Origin of the sequence: Pukyongiella litopenaei, from assembly GCF_003008555.2 — a bacterium.
GTDB lineage: Bacteria > Pseudomonadota > Alphaproteobacteria > Rhodobacterales > Rhodobacteraceae > Pukyongiella > Pukyongiella litopenaei.
In genome coordinates this window covers 583,085-603,194 of record NZ_CP027665.1, presented here as the reverse complement: position 1 = coordinate 603,194, position 20,110 = coordinate 583,085, and the positions used below count along the sequence as shown (strand labels likewise).

20 protein-coding genes are annotated in these 20,110 nt (G+C 69.5%); 14 read left to right on the top strand and 6 right to left on the bottom strand.

The features are described 5' to 3' along the window. The first annotated feature begins 24 nt into the window (after positions 1 to 24). Positions 25 to 783, top strand: coding sequence for a hypothetical protein (locus tag C6Y53_RS03015; RefSeq protein ID WP_149615448.1), 759 nt, complete (start codon positions 25 to 27; stop codon positions 781 to 783). Between the two features lie 38 nt (positions 784 to 821). Here C6Y53_RS03015 and C6Y53_RS03010 read toward each other — a convergent pair whose 3' ends face one another. Then, positions 822 to 1,694, bottom strand: a complete 873-nt coding sequence (locus C6Y53_RS03010) for an S-methyl-5'-thioadenosine phosphorylase (RefSeq protein ID WP_106471070.1) — start codon at positions 1,692 to 1,694, stop codon at positions 822 to 824. A gap of 65 nt (positions 1,695 to 1,759) precedes the next feature. Next, a complete protein-coding gene (locus tag C6Y53_RS03005; protein WP_106471069.1) occupies positions 1,760 to 2,164 on the bottom strand; it encodes a helix-turn-helix domain-containing protein in 405 nt (134 codons plus the stop codon). 31 nt (positions 2,165 to 2,195) lie between these two features. On the opposite strand from C6Y53_RS03005, the gene C6Y53_RS03000 reads away from it, so the two are divergent. Next, entirely contained in the window at positions 2,196 to 2,744 is a 549-nt protein-coding gene (locus C6Y53_RS03000) for a DUF2938 family protein (protein ID WP_244614928.1), read from the top strand. Positions 2,745 to 2,854: 110 nt separating this feature from the next. Continuing rightward, a complete protein-coding gene (locus tag C6Y53_RS02995; protein WP_106471068.1) occupies positions 2,855 to 4,483 on the top strand; it encodes a SulP family inorganic anion transporter in 1,629 nt (542 codons plus the stop codon). A 103-nt stretch (positions 4,484 to 4,586) separates the two neighbouring features. Here C6Y53_RS02995 and C6Y53_RS02990 read toward each other — a convergent pair whose 3' ends face one another. Further along, positions 4,587 to 5,225 carry a CatB-related O-acetyltransferase gene (locus tag C6Y53_RS02990; RefSeq protein ID WP_106471067.1) on the bottom strand — a complete coding sequence of 213 codons (639 nt, stop codon included), beginning with the start codon at positions 5,223 to 5,225 and terminating at the stop codon, positions 4,587 to 4,589. Continuing rightward, complete coding sequence (locus C6Y53_RS02985; RefSeq protein ID WP_106471066.1) at positions 5,225 to 5,830, bottom strand: flavin reductase family protein; 606 nt, start codon at positions 5,828 to 5,830, stop codon at positions 5,225 to 5,227. The genes C6Y53_RS02990 and C6Y53_RS02985 overlap by 1 nt, the downstream gene beginning before the upstream one ends. 76 nt (positions 5,831 to 5,906) lie before the next feature. Between C6Y53_RS02985 and C6Y53_RS02980 the strand changes: the two genes are divergently transcribed. The 7 genes from C6Y53_RS02980 (at position 5,907) to ptsP (ending at position 12,623) form a co-directional block, all read left to right on the top strand. Then, entirely contained in the window at positions 5,907 to 6,404 is a 498-nt protein-coding gene (locus C6Y53_RS02980) for a GNAT family N-acetyltransferase (protein ID WP_106473931.1), read from the top strand. 31 nt (positions 6,405 to 6,435) lie between these two features. Then, a complete protein-coding gene (locus C6Y53_RS02975; RefSeq protein WP_106471065.1) occupies positions 6,436 to 7,194 on the top strand; it encodes an EcsC family protein in 759 nt (252 codons plus the stop codon). Between the two features lie 111 nt (positions 7,195 to 7,305). Next, positions 7,306 to 7,767, top strand: a complete 462-nt coding sequence (locus tag C6Y53_RS02970) for an NUDIX hydrolase (protein ID WP_106471064.1) — start codon at positions 7,306 to 7,308, stop codon at positions 7,765 to 7,767. Between the two features lie 67 nt (positions 7,768 to 7,834). Continuing rightward, positions 7,835 to 8,296 (top strand): DUF1178 family protein, encoded by a 462-nt coding sequence (locus tag C6Y53_RS02965; protein WP_106471063.1) that lies wholly within the window; start codon positions 7,835 to 7,837, stop codon positions 8,294 to 8,296. Continuing rightward, positions 8,293 to 8,952: an SDR family NAD(P)-dependent oxidoreductase gene (locus C6Y53_RS02960; protein ID WP_106471062.1), complete on the top strand. Its 660-nt coding sequence runs from the start codon at positions 8,293 to 8,295 to the stop codon at positions 8,950 to 8,952. The genes C6Y53_RS02965 and C6Y53_RS02960 overlap by 4 nt, the downstream gene beginning before the upstream one ends. A gap of 139 nt (positions 8,953 to 9,091) precedes the next feature. Then, positions 9,092 to 10,330, top strand: a complete 1,239-nt coding sequence (locus tag C6Y53_RS02955; protein WP_106471061.1) for an aspartate kinase — start codon at positions 9,092 to 9,094, stop codon at positions 10,328 to 10,330. Positions 10,331 to 10,379: 49 nt separating this feature from the next. Beyond that, on the top strand, positions 10,380 to 12,623 hold the full coding sequence (gene ptsP / locus C6Y53_RS02950) for a phosphoenolpyruvate--protein phosphotransferase (protein WP_106471060.1): 2,244 nt from the start codon (positions 10,380 to 10,382) through the stop codon (positions 12,621 to 12,623). Between the two features lie 26 nt (positions 12,624 to 12,649). Here ptsP and C6Y53_RS02945 read toward each other — a convergent pair whose 3' ends face one another. Continuing rightward, complete coding sequence (locus C6Y53_RS02945; RefSeq protein WP_106471059.1) at positions 12,650 to 13,339, bottom strand: histidine utilization transcriptional repressor HutC; 690 nt, start codon at positions 13,337 to 13,339, stop codon at positions 12,650 to 12,652. After that, the gene (locus C6Y53_RS02940; protein WP_106471058.1) at positions 13,339 to 14,694 is read right to left on the bottom strand and encodes a formimidoylglutamate deiminase; all 1,356 of its coding nucleotides are present in this window, start codon (positions 14,692 to 14,694) and stop codon (positions 13,339 to 13,341) included. Before C6Y53_RS02940 ends, C6Y53_RS02945 begins: the two co-directional genes overlap by 1 nt. A gap of 117 nt (positions 14,695 to 14,811) precedes the next feature. Here C6Y53_RS02940 and hutI point away from each other — a divergent pair, with 117 nt between their 5' ends. From hutI to hutU, 4 genes are read left to right on the top strand one after another with little or no spacing between them, the layout of a single operon-like run. Further along, positions 14,812 to 15,969 (top strand): imidazolonepropionase, encoded by a 1,158-nt coding sequence (hutI, locus tag C6Y53_RS02935; RefSeq protein ID WP_106471057.1) that lies wholly within the window; start codon positions 14,812 to 14,814, stop codon positions 15,967 to 15,969. Next, positions 15,966 to 17,471 (top strand): histidine ammonia-lyase, encoded by a 1,506-nt coding sequence (gene hutH, locus C6Y53_RS02930; protein ID WP_106471056.1) that lies wholly within the window; start codon positions 15,966 to 15,968, stop codon positions 17,469 to 17,471. The genes hutI and hutH overlap by 4 nt, the downstream gene beginning before the upstream one ends. After that, entirely contained in the window at positions 17,468 to 18,271 is an 804-nt protein-coding gene (gene hutG, locus C6Y53_RS02925) for an N-formylglutamate deformylase (RefSeq protein WP_106471055.1), read from the top strand. The genes hutH and hutG overlap by 4 nt, the downstream gene beginning before the upstream one ends. Further along, on the top strand, positions 18,268 to 19,947 hold the full coding sequence (hutU, locus tag C6Y53_RS02920) for a urocanate hydratase (protein WP_106471054.1): 1,680 nt from the start codon (positions 18,268 to 18,270) through the stop codon (positions 19,945 to 19,947). Before hutG ends, hutU begins: the two co-directional genes overlap by 4 nt. The last annotated feature ends 163 nt before the right edge of the window (positions 19,948 to 20,110 follow it).

Genomic DNA, 20,110 nt, shown 5'->3' with positions numbered 1-20,110 from the left:
TGCTGTTCGCGCTAGGAGGGGCAGATGAAAAGCAAGCTATTGTATCTGGCCGGCGGCTGCGCGTTCGTGCTGGCATCCGCTTTGGTCTATCGAACCGCCACCGCGATCACCCAGAATGACGTTCTGGCCAATCTCGGCCTGGGCTCGGGGGTGCTGGAACTCGGCGTGCGCGCCGGCGATGTCTACAGCATTTCGCCCGATGGCACCCGCAGCGAACGGATCTGCGGGCTGAAACTGGATGATCGTTTCGTCAACGAGGTGAATGTCGACGCGATCTACGCCAATTCGATGCGCGAACTGATGCCCGATTTCCTCGGCTTCCTGGCCGGTGGGGCATCGCTGCAGGATGCCCGGTCGCTGGTCGAGGTCATGAAGACCGACGAGGGCAAGCAGACCGCCCAGCTGCGGCTGGTGGGGCTGATGACCCAGATCCGCAAGGATACCGAACGGGCCGACACCCCGGAGTTCTGCGAATGCGAGATGGCTCGCCACCTGAACCGGCGGCACCGGGTCTGCTCGGTGCGCAGTTCGCTGATCCCGGAATCCAATCCCGAACTGAGCGCGTTCAATTTCGCGACCTTTTCCAACATGATACCGGAAGCGGTGTTCGAGCGTTGCGGGCTGGAAAAGAGCGAAGCGGCAAGGCAGATCGAGACGCAGACCTGTCCCTCCGATACCGGGGTGCCCTGGGACGTGGCGCTGCGCCGCGCTCTCGGCGTTGTCGAGCCGCGCGACATGGTCGATCAGGCCGGCCAACCGCCGGCGGCGGATGTCGGCAGCTGAGGTTCCGGTCGGAATTGATCCTGTGACCGGGGCGGGTGTTACAGCACCCGCCCCGCCACCGCGTCCAGTCGGGCCATCACCTGCGCGTCGCGGGCGCCGGGCGCGGTGAGGATCGCATGGTCCAGCGCCCGGTCGCAGCCATGCGGGCAGGGCGCGCGGTCGGTGCCCAGCAGCGCGGGCAGCCGCGCCACCAGCCCCCGGCCCTTGTCGGCATTGCCGGTCAGGGTGGCGACGATCTGGGTGATGTCCACCGCGCCGTGATCGGGGTGCCAGCTGTCGTAATCGGTGATCATCGCCACGGTGGCATAGCAGAGCTCGGCCTCGCGGGCGAGCTTGGCCTCGGGCATCGCGGTCATGCCGATCACATCCGCGCCCCAGGCTTCGCGATACATCCGCGATTCCGCCAGGGTCGAGAATTGCGGCCCTTCCATCGCCAAATAGGTGCCGCCGCGATGCACGGGGATGCCGGCGTCGCGCGCGGCGTTCTCGCAGGCATCGCCCAGCCGCGGGCAGGTCGGGTGCGCCATGCTCACATGCGCCACGCAGCCGGGGCCGAAGAAGCTGGCCGCGCGGCCCACGGTGCGGTCGATGAACTGATCCACGATGACGAAATCCCCCGGCGCCATCGCCTCGCGGAACGATCCGCAGGCCGAGACGCTGATCACGTCGGTCACGCCCAGCCGTTTCAGCGCGTCGATATTGGCGCGGTAGGGCACCGAGCCCGGCGCATGAACGTGGCCGCGCCCGTGCCGGGGCAGGAACGCCATCCCGACACCCTCCAGCCTGCCGGTCAGGATATGGTCCGAGGGCGCGCCCCAGGGGGTCTCGACCTGCTGCCACGCCGCGTCTTCCAGCCCGTCGATATCGTAGATGCCCGATCCGCCGATGATGGCGATTCTGGTCTGTGTCATCGCTGCCTCCTTGGTCCGCTTCGCGTGACCGGTTGTGCGGGCGGCGGCGGGATTTGGCAAGGCGGTCAGCGGGATTTGGCGCGGTTCAGCGCCTGGTCCATCATCCGGCGGAAGGTCGGGCATCGGGAATGTTGCGGCGCCGGGCATTCGGCCACATGGCGCAGGGCGCGCGACAGCACCCGCAATTCGCGGATGCGCCGGTCAACCGCGTCGGCCCGGTCGTGCAGCCGCGCGCGGTCGATCTCGAACCCGGCGCCGCGACCGAGGAACTGGCCGATCTCGTCCAGCGAAAACCCGGCCATCCGGCCCATGGCGATCAGCGCCAGCCGGTCCAGCACCGCGGCATCATATTGCCGCCGCAGCCCCTTGCGACCATCGGGGGCGATCAGCCCCAGTGTTTCGTAATAGCGCAGGGTGGCGGGCGTCGTGCCGCTGCGCCGGGCGATCTCGCCGATATCCAGAGATTTCATGTTGACCTCAAGCTGGCTTCAAGTGGCAGACATGACCGCGCAACGGCAATCGGTCAAGAAAGGACAGCATATGGGCTGGAGCGCGGAAGTTGTGGCAAGGACGGTCGCCACCGGGATCGGGGCGACAATGGTGATGGACGTGGCGGGCCTGTTGCGGGCCAGGCTGTTCGGTGTGCCGGGACTGGACTGGGGGCTGGTCGGACGCTGGGCCGCGGGGATCGCCCGCGGGCGGTTCCTGTTGCCGCCGGGGCAGGTGGCGCGGGCCACGACGCCGTCCGAGCGGCTGGCCGGCTGGGGGCTGCATTACTCGGTGGGGATCGTGCTGGCCGCCGGGCTGACCCTGCTATGCGGCCCGGCATGGCTGATCTCTCCGCCCTTGCTTCCGGTGCTGGGCTACGGGACCGCGACCGTGGTGCTGCCGTTTTTCATCCTGCAGCCGGGGTTGGGGCTGGGGGTCGCCGCGCGCAAGGTGCCGACCCCCTGGCTGGCGCGGCGGCGCTCGGTGGTGACACATGCGATCTTCGGCTGCGGGCTGTACCTGTCGGCGCGGGCCGGGGCCCTGTTGCAGCTCCTGCCGTGACGCGGCGGCGAATATCGCCGTCCGGCAGGCCACCCCTTGTTCTTTTGGGCCAGACCGGCTAGGCGCGGCGCAGATCAGCCCGCAGATCAGCCCCAAGCCACAGGTGACCCATGCCCCGAGCCATTCTGGCCTCGTTTGCCAATCGCGTTTCTCCGCCCAATCTGAGCCTCATGCAGGACGAGGAATGGTCGGTCGCGCGCGTCCGCATCGAATTGCTGTCGGGGCTGACCGTGGCGCTGGCGCTGGTGCCCGAGGCGGTGGCCTTTGCCTTCGTCGCCGGGGTGCATCCGCTGGTGGGGCTCTACGCGGCGTTCCTGGTCGGGCTGATCACCGCGCTGATCGGCGGGCGGCCGGGGATGATCTCGGGGGCGACCGGCGCGCTGGCGGTGGTGATGGTGGCGCTGGTGGCGCAGCACGGGGTCGAATACCTGTTCGCCACGGTGGTGCTGATGGGGATCCTGCAGGTCGTTACCGGGGCGCTGCGCTGGGGCAAGTTCATCCGGCTGGTGCCGCATCCGGTGATGCTGGGATTCGTCAACGGGCTGGCCATCGTGATCTTCCTGGCGCAGCTGGGTCAGTTCAAGGTGCCCGGCAGCATGGAAAGCACCGGCCACGGGATGACCGGCGGCGACTGGCTGACCGGCGCGCCGCTGGTGCTGATGCTGGGGCTGGTGGCGCTGACCATGGCGGTGATCTGGCTGATGCCGCGGATCACCCGTGCAATACCCGCGCCGCTGGCCGGGATCGCGGTGGTGGCGGCGCTGGTGCTGGCGCTGGGGCTCGACGTGCCGCGGGTCGGCGACATGGCCTCGATCGAGGGCGGGCTGCCGCCGTTCCACCTGCCTGGGGTGCCGCTGACCTTCGAGACGCTGCGGATCATCCTGCCCTACGCGGTGATCCTGGCCGCGATCGGACTGATCGAGAGCCTGCTGACCCTGAACCTGGTGGGCGAGATCACCGGCAAGCGCGGCGGCGCCAGCCAGGAATGCATCGCCCAGGGCGTGGCCAACACGGTGACCGGGTTCTTTGGCGGCATGGGCGGCTGCGCGATGATCGGCCAGTCGATGATCAACGTGAAATCAGGCGGCCGCACGCGGCTGGCCGGGGTGGCCGCGGCGCTGTTCCTGCTGGCCTTCATCCTGTGGGCGGCGCCGCTGATCGAGCAGATCCCGCTGGCGGCGCTGGTCGGCGTGATGTTCATGGTGGTGATCGGCACCTTTGCCTGGAATTCGCTGACCATCCTGCGCCGGGTGCCGCTGACGGACGCTTTCGTGATCGTGCTGGTCACCGTGGTCACGGTGATGGAGGATCTCGCGGTGGCGGTGGTCGTCGGCGTGATCGTCTCGGCGCTGGCCTATGCCTGGAACAACGCGCGGCGCATCCATGCCGAAACCGGCGTCGACAGCACCGGGGCCCGGGTCTACCGCATTCGCGGGCCGCTCTTCTTCGGCTCGACGGAGGGGTTCGCCGAGCTGTTCGATCCGGCCGGCGATCCGGCCCGCGTGGTGGTGGATTTCGCCGAAAGCCGGGTGGTGGACCAGTCCGCCCTGCAGGCGATCGAGGCGCTGGCGCTGAAATATGAACGCGCGGGCAAGCAGGTGCAGCTGCGCCACCTGTCGCGCGATTGCCATCGCCTGCTGACCCGCGCCGGGCACCTGGTGGTGGATAGCGACGACGATCCGGACTATGCGCTGGCGGTGGATTACTCGGTGCGCACCGGCATCCTCGGCGCGCACTGAAGGCGCCCCGAACTCACCGGGCGAACCGGTCGCGCGGGGGGCGGGCGGCGGACCGGGGCTCTGCCCCGGACCCCGGGATATTTCCGGCAAGAGGAAGCGGCGGTCAGGGTGCCAGGCGGGCCAGCGCCCCGATGTCGCCCGACAGCAGCGCGGGTTCGGCCTCGGCGATGCGGTCGGCGGGCCAGTGCCACCAGCACAGCCGTTGCAGGGTTGCGATCTGCGCCGGGTCGAAACGGTGGCGGATGACACGGGCCGGGTTGCCGGTGGCGATCGCATAGGGCGGGATCGTGCCGCGCACCACGCTGCCGGCGCCGATGATCGCGCCGTCGCCGATCCGGGCGCCGGGCAGGACCAGGGCGCCATGGCCGATCCAGACATCATGGCCGATCACGGTATCGCGGGTGTCGGGCTGATGGCCGCGCATGCCCTCGGGGTCGAAGACCGGGAACGGGAAGCTGCTGATCCCGGCGAAGTCGTGGTTCGCCGAGGCGGTGATGAACCGCACCCCGTGCGCGATCTGGCAGAATCGGCCGAGCCGCAGCGTTTCGCGGGAAAACGGGAACAGGTAGGGGGCCAGCCGGGCGGCCCAGTCCCGCGGCGGGTCGAAATCCGAGGCATAGCTGTAGGCACCGGCGACGAAGCGGGGGTGGTCGATCACCTGCGCGAGGAACACCGTGCCCTCATGGGCGCTGCCGTCGGGCAGGGTGATCGGGTAGCGGCGGTTCGGGTCGGGCAGGGGCATCAGTCGTCCGGGCGGATCAGTTCGAACAGGTCGGTGACGCGGGCATAGTCGCGATAGCCGAGCCGGGCCAGCGGCTGGAAGGCGGTGACATCGAACCGCCCGTCCCGCAGGCAGTCGTCGCGCAGATGGATGCCGGTGACCTGGCCGAACACCGCGTGGTTGGACCGGCCGGGCAGGGTGACGATCCGGGTCAGCCGGCATTCCAGCGCCGCGGGCGCGCCTGCGATACGCGCGCAGTCGATGGTGGTGCAGGGCCGTTTGTCCAGCCCGGCGGCGGCAAATTCGTCCTCGCCGCGGGCCAGGGCGGCCGAGCTGGCATTCATCGCGTCACGGGCGGCGTATTCGACGATGTTGACGCAGAACACGCCGGTCTCGGCGATATTGGCCACGCTGTCCTTGGTGTTGTCGCGGTCGGGCTTGGCGCTGGTCGAGGCGAACATCACCTGCGGCGGGGCATAGGCGACCGCGTTGAAGAAGGAATAGGGCGCCAGGTTGTCGCTGCCATCGCCGTCGCGGCTCGAGATCCAGCCGATCGGGCGCGGCGAGACGATGGCGCCGAACGGGTTGTGGGGCAGGCCGTGGCCGTCTTCGGGGCGGTAGAACATCGGGTACTCCGGTCGTTTGCCGAAGCCATAGCGCCGTGCTAGGGCAGAGGCCAGCAACAAGATGCGGGCAGGGCAGGTGATCGGGCTGAGGCCGGAACGGCAGGCGGATTGGTGGGAGGTCGAGGCGCTGTTCGACCTGTGCTTTGCGCCCGGGCGCGAGGCGCTGTCATCCTACCGGCTGCGCGACGGGATCGCGCCGCTGGCCGCGCTGTCGCGGGTGGCGCGCGACGAACAGGATATCCTCGCCGGGGCGATCCGGTTCTGGCCGGTGCGGGTATCGGGGCGGGCGGCGCTGCTGCTGGGGCCGGTGGCGGTGCATCCGACCCACCAGGGCGAAGGCCTGGGCGGCGCGCTGATCCGTGACGCGCTGGCGGCGGCGGGCGAGGCCGGCTGGGACCGGGTGCTGCTGGTGGGCGACGCGCCCTATTACGGTCGCTTCGGCTTTGCCCGGCTGGACGGGGTCGAGATGCCGCCGCCCACCAACCCCGACCGGGTGCTGGGCCACGCGCTGCGCCCCGGCGCATGGGACGGGCTGCGCGGGCGGGTGATGCGCTGGGACAGTGGCAGGACTTGAAAATCCGACCGGACCCGCCGATCTGAAGGGGATGGAGATCCTGACGGCAGCCCCGCTGACACCGGCCCAGGTCGAGGCCGAACTGGACAAGCTGGCCGCGCGCTATCGCGCTGCGGGCGGGCTGGGTATCCGGTTGCTGAACCTGCTCGGCGGGCAGGCCGAGACCCTGCTGGACAGGCTGCCGGCGCCGGTGCGGGCGGGGCTGGACGGGGCCACCGCGCAGGGGCTGGAGCTGGCGCTGTACGCGGCGGCGCGGTCGCGCACGGCCCTGCCCGACCGGCGGCCCTGGCTGAACACGGCGGCGGCGACCGCGATGGGCGCGGCGGGCGGGTTCGCGGGCTGGTCGAGCACGCTGGTCGAACTGCCCGCCACCATCACCGTGCTGCTGCGCGCGATCCAGGGCGTCGCCGCCGAACACGGGTTCGACCCCGGGGTCGAGAACGTGCGGTTCGACTGCATCCGCGTCTTTTCCGCCGCCGGGCCGCTGCATTCGGATGACGGTGCCGATACCGGGTTCCTGTCGTTGCGGCTGACCCTGTCGGGCGGCGCGATGCACAGGCTGATCGCATCGGTCGCGCCCCGGCTGGCCACGGTGCTGGGGCAGAAGCTGGCGGCACAGACCGTTCCGGTGCTGGGCGCGGTGACCGGCGCGGGCGTCAACTATGTCTATGCGCAATATTACCGCGAGATCGCCCATGTGCATTTCGGCCTGCGCCGGCTGGCGGTCGAGGCCGGAATACCCGAGCCGCTGTTGACGCAGCGGTTGCAGAAGCGCATGCTGCGGCCCTGATGACGAGGAAATATGGTGTTTTGTGCAAGATTTGGTTGAAATTGACGGAATTGCCGCAAAATATAGGCGCATGAGGGAAGGTGTAAGACGATCAGGCGGCAGGTGCGTCGGATGTTGATCAAGCAACTGCCGTTAAAGCTCCGGTCCGGCGGCAAGCGTGACGTGCGCAGCCAGTTTGCCGCGCTGTGCTACAGGATGAAGCGCGGCAAGATCGAGATCCTGCTGATCACGTCGCGCGGCTCGAAACGGTGGATCGTCCCCAAGGGCTGGCCGATGGACGGGCTGACCCCGGCGGATTCGGCGGCCCGCGAGGCCTGGGAGGAAGCGGGCGTGATCGGCAAGCCGAACCACCATTGCATCGGGCTCTATTCCTATGAAAAGCTGTTCGACGACAGCGGTTTTCCCTGCGTCGCGATGATCTACCCGGTCAAGGTCAGGTCCTTGGCCTCGCGGTTTCCCGAACAGGGCCAGCGCCGGCGCAAGTGGTTCTCGCGCAAGAAGGCGGCCGCGCGGGTGAAGGAACCCGAACTGGCGCGGATCATCCGCGACTTTGATCCGCGGTTGCTGAACTGACCGGGTCAACCCTTGATCTCGGGATGTTCCGGCGTATCTATTTGCCAGATGGAATTGCGGGTGTGACATGATCCAGTACACGCTGAAATGCGCCGGCGGGCACGCGTTCGACAGCTGGTTTCAATCGGCGGATGCCTATGAAAAGCTGCATGCCGCGGGCATGGTGGCCTGCGCGGTCTGCGGCGGCGCCGACGTGACCAAGGCGATCATGGCGCCGCGCGTGTCGGCCGCGCGCAGTCGCGCAGACAGCGCGCCCGCGACATCCGCGCCCGCGACATCGGGGCAGGGGGCGCTGACGGCACCGGCCAGCCCGGCCGAGCAGGCCATCCGCCTGCTGCGCGAAAAGATCGAATCCAGTTCCGAATATGTCGGCATGAGCTTTGCCGACGAGGCCCGCGCCATCCATGAAGGCAGCGCGCCCGAACGCGCGATCCACGGCGAGGCCAAGCCCGCCGAGGCGCGCCGGCTGATCGAGGAGGGCGTGCCGGTGGCGCCGCTGCCGTTCCTGCCGCACCGGAAATCCAACTGACACGCGCGGTCGTCACCGGCGCCAATCGCGGCATCGGCCTGGCGCTGGCCGACCATCTGCGGCACGCGGGCCACGCGGTGACCGGGACCGCCCGCGACGGCAGCGCCGACGCGGTGCTCGACGTGACCGATCCGCGATCGGTGGCCGGTTTCGCCGCCGGGCTCGGCGGGTGCGCGGTCGACCTGCTGGTCTGCAATGCCGGGATCTATGCCGACAAGAGGCAGGGGCTGGATGACGGCTATCCGGCGCCGATGTGGGCCGAGGGGTTTGCCGTCAATGTCACCGGCGTGTTCCTGACCATCCAGGCGCTGCTGCCGAACCTGCGAAAGGCGGCCGCGGTGGGGGGCGGCGCGCGGATCGCGGTGATCTCGTCGCAGATGGCGTCGCAGGCCACCGCGCCGGGCGGCAGCTATATCTACCGCGCCTCCAAGGCGGCGGTGCTGAACCTCGGCCGCAATCTCGCCGCCGATCTCGCCCCCGAGGGCATCGCCGTCGGCATCTATCATCCCGGCTGGGTGCGCACCGACATGGGCGGCGGCGGCGCCGACATCGACGCCGATGAGGCCGCGGCGGGGCTGGCGGCGCGTTTCGCGGCCCTGACCGTCGAAACCACCGGCTGCTTTGAAACCTGGGACGGGCGCGCGCACCCGCTCTGAGCCCGGTTCCGCCGGATCCCGGTTTGTCCGCTTGCCGTTGCCCACTTGCCGTTGTCTACTTGCCCTTATGCCCCCCCTCGCCTATGAGGCGTCAACCCTGGGACTGGACCCCGGCAATCGGCGCAGGAGACCGCGGCAGATGCCCATTCTGGTGATGAAATTCGGCGGCACCTCGGTGGCCAATCTCGATCGCATCCGGCGCGTGGCCAAGCGTATCGGGGTCGAGGTGGCCAAGGGCTATGACGTGATCGTCATCGTGTCGGCGATGTCGGGCAAGACCAATGAACTGGTCGGCTGGGTCGATGAAATCTCGCCGCTCTACGATGCCCGCGAATATGACGCGGTGGTGTCGTCGGGCGAAAACGTGACCGCCGGCCTGATGGCGCTGACCCTGCAGGAAATGGACGTGCCGGCGCGGTCCTGGCAGGGCTGGCAGGTGCCCGTGCGCACCACATCGGCCCATTCGGCGGCCCGGATCGAGGAAATCCCGACCGACAACATCCGGGCCAAGTTCGCCGAGGGCATGAAGGTGGCCGTGGTCGCCGGGTTCCAGGGCATCAGCCCCGAGGGCCGGATCACCACGCTGGGGCGCGGCGGATCGGATACCACGGCCGTCGCCTTTGCCGCCGCCTTCGGCGCCGAGCGTTGCGACATCTACACCGATGTGGACGGGGTCTATACCACCGATCCGCGGATTTCGCCCAAGGCCCGGAAACTGGAACGGATCGCGTTCGAGGAAATGCTGGAACTGGCCAGCCTCGGCGCCAAGGTGCTGCAGACCCGCTCGGTCGAGCTGGCGATGCGCAACAAGGTCAAGCTGCGGGTGCTCAGCAGTTTCGAGGAACAATCCGACGAGGCCGGCACGCTGGTCTGCGACGAGGAGGAAATCATGGAAAGCAATATCGTTTCCGGTGTCGCCTACAGCCGCGACGAGGCAAAGATGACGCTGGTGTCGGTCGCCGACCGTCCGGGGATCGCGTCGATCATTTTCGGGGCGCTGTCGGATGCGGGCGTCAATGTCGACATGATCGTGCAGAACATCTCGGAAGAGGGTCGCACCGACATGACCTTCTCGCTGCCCACCGACCAGGTGAAGCGGGCCGAGAAGGCGCTGGCCGAAACCCACGAGGCCGGCAACCTGAACTACCGCGAACTGCTGACCGATCTCGACGTGGCCAAGGTCTCGGTGGTCGGGATCGGCATGCGCAGCCAGTCCGGCGTCGCGGCCCGGATGTTCCGGGTGCTGTGCGACGAGGGCATCAACATCAAGGTCATTACAACTTCCGAGATAAAGATTTCCGTCCTGATCGACCGGAAATACATGGAACTTGCGGTGCAGGCCCTGCATGATGCGTTCGAACTGGACAAACTGACCTGAGCGGAGGGTCCTGCCTGGGGCGGTCCGCGGAGGAAAACGAACGGGGCAGATGGCCGATAGCATCGAAACCGAAAGCCGCAAGCTGCTGGGGCGTCTGCGCGACGCCATGGCCAGCGAGATCGCGGGCCAGGCGCGGCTGGACCTGATCACCCATCTGATCGCCGATTCGATGGGGACCGAGGTGTGCTCGATCTACCTGTTCCGCGATGAGGACACGCTTGAACTCTGCGCCACCCAGGGCCTGAAACCCGAAGCCGTGCACCAAACCCGGATGCGCATGGGCGAGGGGCTGGTGGGCCGCGTCGCCCGCAGCGGGTCGGTGGTGAACACGCCCAACGCGCCGGCGGAAAAGGGGTTCAGCTACAAGGCCGAAACCGGCGAGGAACGGTATTCCTCGTTCCTCGGCGTGCCGGTGCAGCGGCTGGGCGAAAAGCTGGGCGTGCTGGTGGTGCAGTCCCGCGCTGCGCGCGAATTTTCCGCCGACGAGGTCTATGCGCTGGAAGTGGTAGCGATGGTGCTGGCCGAAATGACCGAACTGGGCGCCTTTGTCGGTGAAGGCGCGGCGCTGTCGCCGCTGCACCAGCAATCGGTGATGATACGCGGCGGCACCGCCCAGGAGGGCGCGGCGGACGGCCATGTCTGGCTGCATGAACCGCGGGTCGTGGTCACCAATCCGATCGCCGACGACCCGCACCGCGAACAGGAACGGCTGCATGAGGCGGTCGAGGAACTGCGCGTCGGCGTGGACCGGATGCTGGAAATGTCGCGCACCGGCGACAAGGAACAGCTGCAGGTGCTCGAAGCCTACCGCATGTTCGCCAATTCCCGCGGCTGGATGCGCCGGATGGAAGAGGACATCGCCCGCGGCCTGTCCGCCGAGGCGGCGGTGGAAAAGGAACAGTCGCAGGCGCGGGCGCGGATGGCGCAGGTGCAGGATGCCTATCTGCGCGAACGGCTGGCCGATCTCGACGACCTGTCCAACCGGCTGCTGCGCATCCTGACCGGGCAGGGCGGCAACTCGGCCGCGGAACTGCCCGCCGACCCGATCCTGGTGGCGCGCAATATCGGCCCCGGCGACCTGCTGGAATACGGCCGGTCGCTGCGCGGGATCGTGCTCGAGGAAGGCTCCGTCGGCAGCCACGCGACGATCGTGGCCCGTGCGCTGGCGATCCCGCTGGTGATCCATGCCCAGCGGATCACCAACGAGGCGCTGAACGGCGACCACATCATGGTCGACGGCGACCAGGGCATCGTGCATCTGCGCCCCGACGATACCGTCGTGACCGCCTTCCGCGACAAGATCGCGATGCAGGCACAGGCGCAGGAACGCTATGCCTCGATCCGGGACAAGCCCGCGATCACCCGCGATGGGGTGCGGATCGGGATGCATATGAACGCGGGGCTGATGGCGGACCTGCCGTCGCTGCGCAGCTCGGGCGCCGAGGGCGTCGGGCTGTTCCGCACCGAACTGCAGTTCCTGGTCCGCAACCAGATGCCCAAGCGCACCGAGCTGGCCGACATCTACGCGCGGGTGCTGGACGCGGCGGGCTCCAAACGCGTGGTGTTCCGCACCCTCGATATCGGCTCCGACAAGGTGCTGCCCTACATGAAGCCGACGGACGAGCCGAACCCGGCGCTGGGCTGGCGGGCGATCCGGGTCGGGCTGGACAAGCCCGGCGTGATGCGGATGCAGCTTCAGGCGATGATCCGCGCCGCGGCGGGCCGGCCGCTGACCATCATGTTCCCCTTCGTCGCCCAGTTCGAGGAATACCGCGCCGCCCGCGCCGAGGTGGACAAGACCATCGCCCGCGAGGAACGGCTGGGCCACAAGCTGCCCGAGACGCTGGAAATCGGCGCGATGCTGGAAACCCCGTCGCTGGCCTTTGCCCCCCGGCGGTTCTTTGAAGAGGTCGGGTTCCTGTCCATCGGCGGCAACGATCTGAAACAGTTCTTCTTTGCCGCCGACCGCGAAAACGAACGGGTCCGGCGGCGCTATGACACGCTCAATGTCAGCTTTCTGAACCTGATCGAACGGATCGTCGACCGCTGCGCCGAAACCGGCACGCCGCTGTCCTTCTGCGGCGAAGACGCGGGCCGCCCGATCGAGGCGCTCTGCCTCGCGGCGATCGGGCTGCGCTCGCTGTCGATGCGCCCGGCCTCGATCGGCCCGGTCAAGAGCCTGCTGATGCGGTCGGACCTGGCGGCCCTGCGCGCGGTGATCGACGAGGCCCGCGAACGCGGCGACCAGTCGGTGCGCCCGGCGGTGATGGAGCATTTGCGCGCACAGGGCTGACAGGGCCGACGGGACTGACGGGGGGCTCAGATCTCCAGTTTCAGGCTATGGCCGGGCGCGTGGCTGAGCCGCATAAACGTGACCGGCGCCGATGGCCCGAACGTGTGCCGTTCCAGCACCAGCACCGGCGCGCCGGGGGCGCAGCCGAGCAGGTCCGCCAGCTCGGGTTCCGCAGTCTCTGCCGCGTATTCCAGCGTGCCATGCGAAAACGGCGCGTGGCGCACCAGCCATTCATTGGCGCTGATCCGGTCGAGCGGCGCGCTGTCGAACCCCGGCGCACCGGACAGGTTCACCCAGCGGTCTTCGACCGCGAACGGCCGCTCATCGGCGCGCCAGAGCGTGCGCACCTGTATCATCTCGGCATCGGCGGCCAGCCCCAGCGCGGCGGTGACCGCGGCCGGGGCCGGGCCGGGCGCGGTGCCGAGCAGCCGGTGCGCGGCGGCGTGGCCGCCGGCTTCGATCTCCTGCCGGATCAGCGGGATCGCCAGGCGGGCCCGGCGCTGCGGAGCCGCCGCGACGCGGGTGCCGGCGCGACGGCGGCGTTCCAGCCAGCCATCCTCGGCCAGCGCCTGCAGGGCCCGGTTCACGGTGGCCCGGGCAACGCCGAATTCCCCGGCCAGTTCGGCTTCGTTCGGGATCTGCGACCCGGGCGGCCAGCGGCGGGTCTGGATCCGCCGCAGCACCTCGTCGCGGATGTCCTGCCAGCCGCCCGCCATCACAGCACCTGCGCCAGCCGGGCCATGCAGGCGGCGTAATCGGCGCGGATGCGATCCCGGTGCAGATGCCGCCCGTCGCGGACCATGTGCCGCCCCGCCGCCCAGACATCGCGCACCAGCCGGTCTCCGGCGGCAAAGATCCAGGTATCCAGCGCCGCGTCCCCGCCGCGGCCGATCAGGTCGGCATCGCCGCCGTCGATCGCCAGCAGGTCGGCCCATTGCCCGACCGCGATCCCGCCGCGCCCGCGCCCCGCCGCCCGGGCGCCTCCGGCCACGATCCCGTCGAACAGCCGCCGCCCGGTCGACCCGCCGGGAGGCGCCAGCACCGCACGGGCGCGGTCGCGCAGGCGCTGGGAATATTCCAGCAGCCGCAACTCCCCGGTCAGCGATATGCGGATGTTGCTGTCCGACCCGACCGAGATCGCGCCATCCGCGCCCAGCCAGCCCGCGCCGTCGAAAATGCCGTCGCCCAGATTGGCCTCGGTGATCGGGCACAGCCCCGCCACCGCGCCGGTCGCCGCCAGCGCGCCGGTTTCCGCCGCGGTCATCTGGGTGCAGTGGATCAGGCACCAGCGCGGATCGGGCGGACAGTTGTCCAGCAGCCATGTCACCGGGCGGGCGCCATGGGCGGCCTCGATTTCCTCGACCTCGGCGACCTGTTCCGCGATATGCATATGCACCGGGCCGCCGGCCCCCGCCACGAGCTCCGACAGCGCCGCCGGGGTCACCGCCCGCAGCGAATGCGGCGCCACCCCGATCACGGCGTCGCCCGGCAGCCGGTCCAGCGCCCGTCCCGCGCCCGCCATCAGCGCGGCGAACCCGTCGCGGTCGCAGCCGAACCGCCGTTGTCCCGGCCCCAGCGCGCGCCCGTCGACGCCGCCCTGTTCGTAGAATACCGGCAGCAGCGTCAGCCCGATCCCGGTGGTTTCCGCCGCCGCGCAGATCCGCGCCGCCATCTCGGCGGGATCGTCATAGGCGCCACCGTCAGGCCGGTGGTGCAGGTAGTGGAATTCGCCGACCGTGGCAAAGCCGGCCTCCAGCATCTCCATCTGCACCAGCGCGGCGATGCTCTGGGCGTCATCCGGGGTCAGCTGGTCAAGGAACCGGTACATCCATTTCCGCCAGGTCCAGAAACTGTCCTGCCCGGAGCCGCCGCGCCGTTCGGTCAGCCCCGCCATCGCCCGCTGGAACGCGTGCGAATGCACGTTGGCCGGGGCGGGCAGCAACATGTCCACGCCGATATCGGCCCGCGCCGGGTCCAGCCCGGCGATCCGCCCGTCGGCGCCGATGGTGACGGTCACGTCGCGCGCCCAACCCTCCGGCAGCAGCGCCTGTTTCGCATAAAGAACGGTCATGCCCGAACGGCCCCCTTGACGACTCAAATATGTCTAGACATAACCACATTAACGCTGGGGCAAGAGGGGTCAACAGCAGTGACGAACCGGGTGTTCACCAATTCCAGGATTGCGACCATGCCGCCCGGCGGCGGCATCGGGCTGATCGACGGCGCGCTGGCGCTGTCGGGCGACCGCATCGCCTGGGTTGGCACGGGGGATCTGCCGCGCGACTACGCGAACTGGCCCGCCGAGGACCTGGGCGGCCGGCTGGTGACACCCGCGCCGATCGACTGCCACACCCATCTCGTGTTCGGCGGCAACCGCGCGCGCGAATTCGAGATGCGGCTCGAAGGCGCCAGCTACGAGGACATCGCCCGCGCCGGTGGCGGCATCCTGTCCACGGTTTCGGCCACCCGCGCGCTGACGGCCGAGGCGCTGGCGCAGGCGGCGCTGCCCCGGCTGGATGCGCTGATCGCCGAAGGGGTGGCGACCGTCGAGATCAAATCCGGCTACGGGCTGGACCGTGACACCGAACTGAACATGCTGCGCGCCGCCCGGGCGCTGGGCCGGATGCGCCCGGTGCGCGTGGTCACGTCCTTCCTGGGCGCCCACGCGGTGCCGCCCGACTATGCCGGCCGCGCCGCTGACTACCTGTCCGAAATCTGTTTCCCGACCCTGCGGGCCGCCCATGACGAGGGGCTGGTGGACGCGGTGGACGGGTTCTGCGAGGGCATCGCCTTCAGCCCCGACCAGATCGCGCGGGTGTTCGCGGTGGCCGCCGAGCTCGGCCTGCCGGTAAAGCTCCATGCCGAACAGCTGTCCAATACCGGCGGCACGGCGCTGGCGGCGCGGGCCGGGGCCCTGTCGGCGGATCACCTGGAACACGCCACGGCCGCCGACGCCGCCGCGCTGGCCGCGGCGGGCACCGTCGCGGTACTGCTGCCCGGGGCGTTCTACACGCTGCGCGAAACCCGGCTGCCGCCGGTCGCCGCCTTTCGCGAGGCCGGCGTGGCGATAGCGCTGGCGACCGACTGCAATCCGGGTTCGTCGCCGCTGGCATCGATCCTGCTGGTGATGAACATGGGCTGCACGCTGTTCCGCCTGACCCCGGCCGAGGCGCTGGCGGGCGTCACGCGCCACGCCGCCGCCGCGCTGGGGCTGACCGATTGCGGCGCCATCGCGCCGGGGCTGCGGGCCGATCTCGCGGTGTGGGATGTCGGAGAGCCGGCGGAACTGGCCTACCGGGTGGGCTTCAACCCGCTGCATCGGCGGATATTCGGAGGACGGGGATGATCGTGATACCGGGACAGGTCACGCTGGCGCAGCTCGCGGAAATCTGGCGCGACGGGGTGCCGGTGCGGCTGGACGACAGCGCGCGCGACCCGATCGAGGCGGCGGCGGCGCTGGTGGCGCGCGCCGCCGGGGGCAACGAGGCCGTCTATGGCGTCAATACCGGGTTCGGCAAGCTCGCCAGCCGCAAGATCGCCGCGCAAGACACGGAAAAGCTGCAGGAAAACCTGATCCTGTCCCATTGCTGCGGGGTCGGTGACCCGCTGTCCGAACCGCTGACCCGGTTGATGATGGCGCTCAAGCTGCTGTCGCTGGGGCGCGGGGCGTCGGGGGTGCGCTGGGCGGTCTGCGAGCTGATCGCCGACATGCTGGATCGCTGCGTGGTGCCGGTGGTGCCGCATCAGGGATCGGTCGGTGCCTCGGGCGACCTGGCGCCGCTGGCGCATATGGCGGCGGTGTTGATCGGCGCGGGCGAGGCGCTGCATGACGGCCAGCGGCTGCCCGGCACCGAGGCGCTGGCACGGGCCGGGCTGGCCCCGCTGGTGCTGGGCCCGAAAGAGGGGCTGGCGCTGATCAACGGCACCCAGTTTTCCACCGCCTGTGCGCTGGCCGGGCTGTTCGGCGCCCTGCGCGCGGTCGACAATTCCATCGTCATCGCGGCGATGTCGACCGATGCGATCATGGGCTCGACCGCGCCGCTGCTGGCCGGCATCCACGAATTGCGCGGCCACGCGGGCCAGATCGAGGTGGCGGCGCGGATGCGCGATCTGATCGAGGGCAGCGAGATCCGCGAAAGCCATCGCGACGGCGACAGCCGGGTGCAGGACCCGTATTGCATCCGCTGCCAGCCGCAGGTGGCGGGGGCGGCGCTGGACATCCTGCGCATGGCCGGGCGCACGCTGGAAACCGAGGCCAACGCGGTGACCGACAACCCGCTGGTGCTGGTGGGCGAGGGCCGGATCGTCTCGGGCGGCAATTTCCACGCCGAGCCGGTGGGCTTTGCCGCCGATCAGATCGCGCTGGCGCTGGCCGAGATCGGGGCGATTTCCCAGCGCCGGGTGGCGCTGATGGTGGACCCGACCCTGAGCCACGACCTGCCGCCCTTCCTGACCCCGGACCCGGGGCTGAACTCGGGCTACATGATTGCCGAGGTGACCACCGCCGCGCTGATGAGCGAGAACAAGCATCTCGCCAATCCCTGCGTGACCGACAGCACCCCCACCAGCGCCAACCAGGAGGATCATGTGAGCATGGCCGCCCATGGTGCGTTCCGGCTGGCGCGGATGGTCGGCAATCTCGCGGTGATCCAGGGCGTCGAGGCCATGTGCGCCGCGCAGGGGATCGAGGCGCGGGCGCCGCTGGCCACCTCGCCGGCGCTGGCCCGCGCCATCGCGCGGCTGCGCGCCGACGTGCCGCCGCTGGGCGCCGACCGCTATCTCGCGCCCGACCTGGAGGCCGCCGCGTCGCTGGTGCGCGGTGGCGCGCTGGTGGAGGCCGCCGCATGATCGAGGTGACCGAAGGCACCGGGCCGCTGATCCTGGGGCTGCCCCATACCGGCACCGACCTGCCGGACGGGATCGCCGGGGATCTGAACGACACCGGCCGGGCGCTGGCCGATACCGACTGGCATATCCACCGGCTCTATGCCGGGCTGCGCGGTGACGTGACCTCGGTGCGCACCCGCGTGCATCGCTATGTCATCGACGTGAACCGGGCGCCTGACGGCGCCAGCCTCTATCCGGGGCAGAACACCACCGGCCTGTGCCCGCTGACCGATTTCGACGGGCAGGCGATCTACCGGCCCGGCCGCGAACCGGGCGCCGATGACATCGCCCGCCGCGCCGCCGCCTATCACGCGCCCTATCACGCGGCGCTGGCCGGCCAGATCGCGCGGGTGCAAGCGGCCCACGGCTTCGCGATCCTCTATGACTGCCATTCGATCCGGTCGCATATCCCGTTCCTGTTCGACGGCATCCTGCCCGATTTCAACATCGGCACCGATGGCGGGCGCAGTTGCGCCGCCGCCGTGGCGCGAACCGTCGAGGACATCTGCGCCGCGGCCACGGGCTACAGCCATGTGCTGAACGGCCGGTTCCGGGGCGGCTGGACCACGCGCCATTACGGCGATCCTTCCGCCGGCGTTCACGCGATCCAGATGGAACTGGCGCAATCCACCTACATGACCGAGGCCCCGCCCTGGGGCTGGAACGCGGCGCGGGCCGACCGCCTGCGCGACCAGCTTGGCCGCATCCTCGACGCCCTTGCCGAACTGCCTGACCTGGCCCGAACCGGAGGACCGACATGACCGACCCCCGTCACAACCTGCGCGACATCTACCCGCCCACCGGCCCCGAGATCATCGCCAAAAGCTGGCAGACCGAGGCCGCGATGCGGATGCTGATGAACAACCTGCATCCCGACGTGGCCGAGAACCCCCATGAACTGGTGGTCTATGGCGGTATCGGCCGCGCCGCGCGGACCTGGCAGGATTTCGACCGCATCGTCGCCGCGCTGCGCGATCTCGACGGCGACGAAACCCTGCTGGTGCAATCGGGCAAGCCGGTCGGCATCTTCCGCACCCATGCCGACGCGCCGCGCGTGCTGATCGCCAACTCGAACCTGGTGCCGCACTGGGCAACCTGGGACCATTTCAACGAACTCGACCGCAAGGGGCTGGCCATGTATGGCCAGATGACCGCCGGATCGTGGATCTATATCGGCACCCAGGGCATCGTGCAGGGGACCTATGAAACCTTCGCCGAGGCCGGGCGCCAGCATTACGGCGGCGACCTGACCGGCAAATGGATCCTGACCGGGGGGCTGGGCGGCATGGGCGGGGCGCAGCCGCTGGCGGCGGTGTTCGCCGGGGCCTGCTGCCTCGCGGTCGAATGCAACCCCGACAGCATCGATTTCCGCCTGCGCACGAAATACCTGGACGAAAAGACCGACAGCCTCGACGAGGCGCTGGCGATGATCGACCGCTGGACCGCCGCCGGCGAGGCGAAATCGGTCGGCCTGCTGGGCAACGCCGCCGACGTGTTCCCCGAACTGGTGCGGCGCATGAACGCGGGCGGCCCGCGCCCCGATATCGTGACCGACCAGACCAGCGCCCATGACCCGGTCAACGGCTACCTGCCGCAGGGCTGGAGCATCGCGCAATGGAAGGCCGGGCGCGAAAGCGACCCCAAGGCGGTCGAAAAGGCCGCCCGCGCCAGCATGAAGACCCATGTGGCGGCGATGGTCGATTTCTGGAACGCGGGCGTGCCGACGCTGGACTATGGCAACAACATCCGCCAGGTCGCGCTCGAGGAAGGGTTCGAAAACGCCTTCGCCTTCCCCGGTTTCGTGCCCGCCTATATCCGCCCGCTGTTCTGCCGCGGCGTGGGGCCGTTCCGCTGGTGCGCGCTGTCGGGCGATCCCGAGGACATCTATCGCACCGACGCGAAGATGAAGGAACTGTTCCCCGACGACGCGCATCTGCACCAATGGCTGGACATGGCCCGCGACCGCATCGCGTTCCAGGGCCTGCCGGCGCGGATCTGCTGGATCGGGCTGGGCGACCGGCACAAGGCCGGGCTGGCCTTCAACGACATGGTGCGCAGCGGCGAACTCAAGGCCCCGGTGGTGATCGGGCGCGACCATCTCGACAGCGGGTCGGTCGCCTCGCCCAACCGCGAAACCGAGGCGATGAAGGACGGCAGCGACGCGGTCAGCGACTGGCCGCTCCTGAACGCGCTGCTGAACACCGCCTCGGGCGCCACATGGGTCAGCCTGCATCACGGCGGCGGCGTCGGCATGGGGTTCTCGCAGCATTCCGGCATGGTGATCTGCTGCGACGGCACCGCCGAGGCGGACGCGCGGCTGGCGCGGGTGCTGTGGAACGACCCCGCCACCGGGGTGATGCGCCACGCCGACGCGGGCTATGAGATCGCCCGCGACTGCGCCCGCGAACATGGGCTGCGGCTGCCCGGGATCCTGTAGCCGCGCGGCCGCCAGACCCGGTTTCCAGACCCCGTTGCCAGATGGCGCGGATAAACCTAAAGTGGAAATCGCGCCGGGAATTCGGGGGGATTCCGGCCGTTTCACATGGTGTTGGGTAACGTTGATTTATCCCCTTTTTTCAAAGGCGATTTTCCGGGACCTG

Coding starts and splice junctions, on each gene's coding strand:
- C6Y53_RS03015 (WP_149615448.1), top strand. CDS start 25: ATGAAAAGCAAGCTATTGTATCTGGCCGGCGGCTGCGCGTTCGTGCTG.
- C6Y53_RS03010 (WP_106471070.1), bottom strand. CDS start 1,694: ATGACACAGACCAGAATCGCCATCATCGGCGGATCGGGCATCTACGAT.
- C6Y53_RS03005 (WP_106471069.1), bottom strand. CDS start 2,164: ATGAAATCTCTGGATATCGGCGAGATCGCCCGGCGCAGCGGCACGACG.
- C6Y53_RS03000 (WP_244614928.1), top strand. CDS start 2,196: ATGACCGCGCAACGGCAATCGGTCAAGAAAGGACAGCATATGGGCTGG.
- C6Y53_RS02995 (WP_106471068.1), top strand. CDS start 2,855: ATGCCCCGAGCCATTCTGGCCTCGTTTGCCAATCGCGTTTCTCCGCCC.
- C6Y53_RS02990 (WP_106471067.1), bottom strand. CDS start 5,225: ATGCCCCTGCCCGACCCGAACCGCCGCTACCCGATCACCCTGCCCGAC.
- C6Y53_RS02985 (WP_106471066.1), bottom strand. CDS start 5,830: ATGTTCTACCGCCCCGAAGACGGCCACGGCCTGCCCCACAACCCGTTC.
- C6Y53_RS02975 (WP_106471065.1), top strand. CDS start 6,436: ATGGAGATCCTGACGGCAGCCCCGCTGACACCGGCCCAGGTCGAGGCC.
- C6Y53_RS02970 (WP_106471064.1), top strand. CDS start 7,306: ATGTTGATCAAGCAACTGCCGTTAAAGCTCCGGTCCGGCGGCAAGCGT.
- C6Y53_RS02965 (WP_106471063.1), top strand. CDS start 7,835: ATGATCCAGTACACGCTGAAATGCGCCGGCGGGCACGCGTTCGACAGC.
- C6Y53_RS02955 (WP_106471061.1), top strand. CDS start 9,092: ATGCCCATTCTGGTGATGAAATTCGGCGGCACCTCGGTGGCCAATCTC.
- ptsP (WP_106471060.1), top strand. CDS start 10,380: ATGGCCGATAGCATCGAAACCGAAAGCCGCAAGCTGCTGGGGCGTCTG.
- C6Y53_RS02945 (WP_106471059.1), bottom strand. CDS start 13,339: ATGGCGGGCGGCTGGCAGGACATCCGCGACGAGGTGCTGCGGCGGATC.
- C6Y53_RS02940 (WP_106471058.1), bottom strand. CDS start 14,694: ATGACCGTTCTTTATGCGAAACAGGCGCTGCTGCCGGAGGGTTGGGCG.
- hutI (WP_106471057.1), top strand. CDS start 14,812: ATGCCGCCCGGCGGCGGCATCGGGCTGATCGACGGCGCGCTGGCGCTG.
- hutH (WP_106471056.1), top strand. CDS start 15,966: ATGATCGTGATACCGGGACAGGTCACGCTGGCGCAGCTCGCGGAAATC.
- hutG (WP_106471055.1), top strand. CDS start 17,468: ATGATCGAGGTGACCGAAGGCACCGGGCCGCTGATCCTGGGGCTGCCC.
- hutU (WP_106471054.1), top strand. CDS start 18,268: ATGACCGACCCCCGTCACAACCTGCGCGACATCTACCCGCCCACCGGC.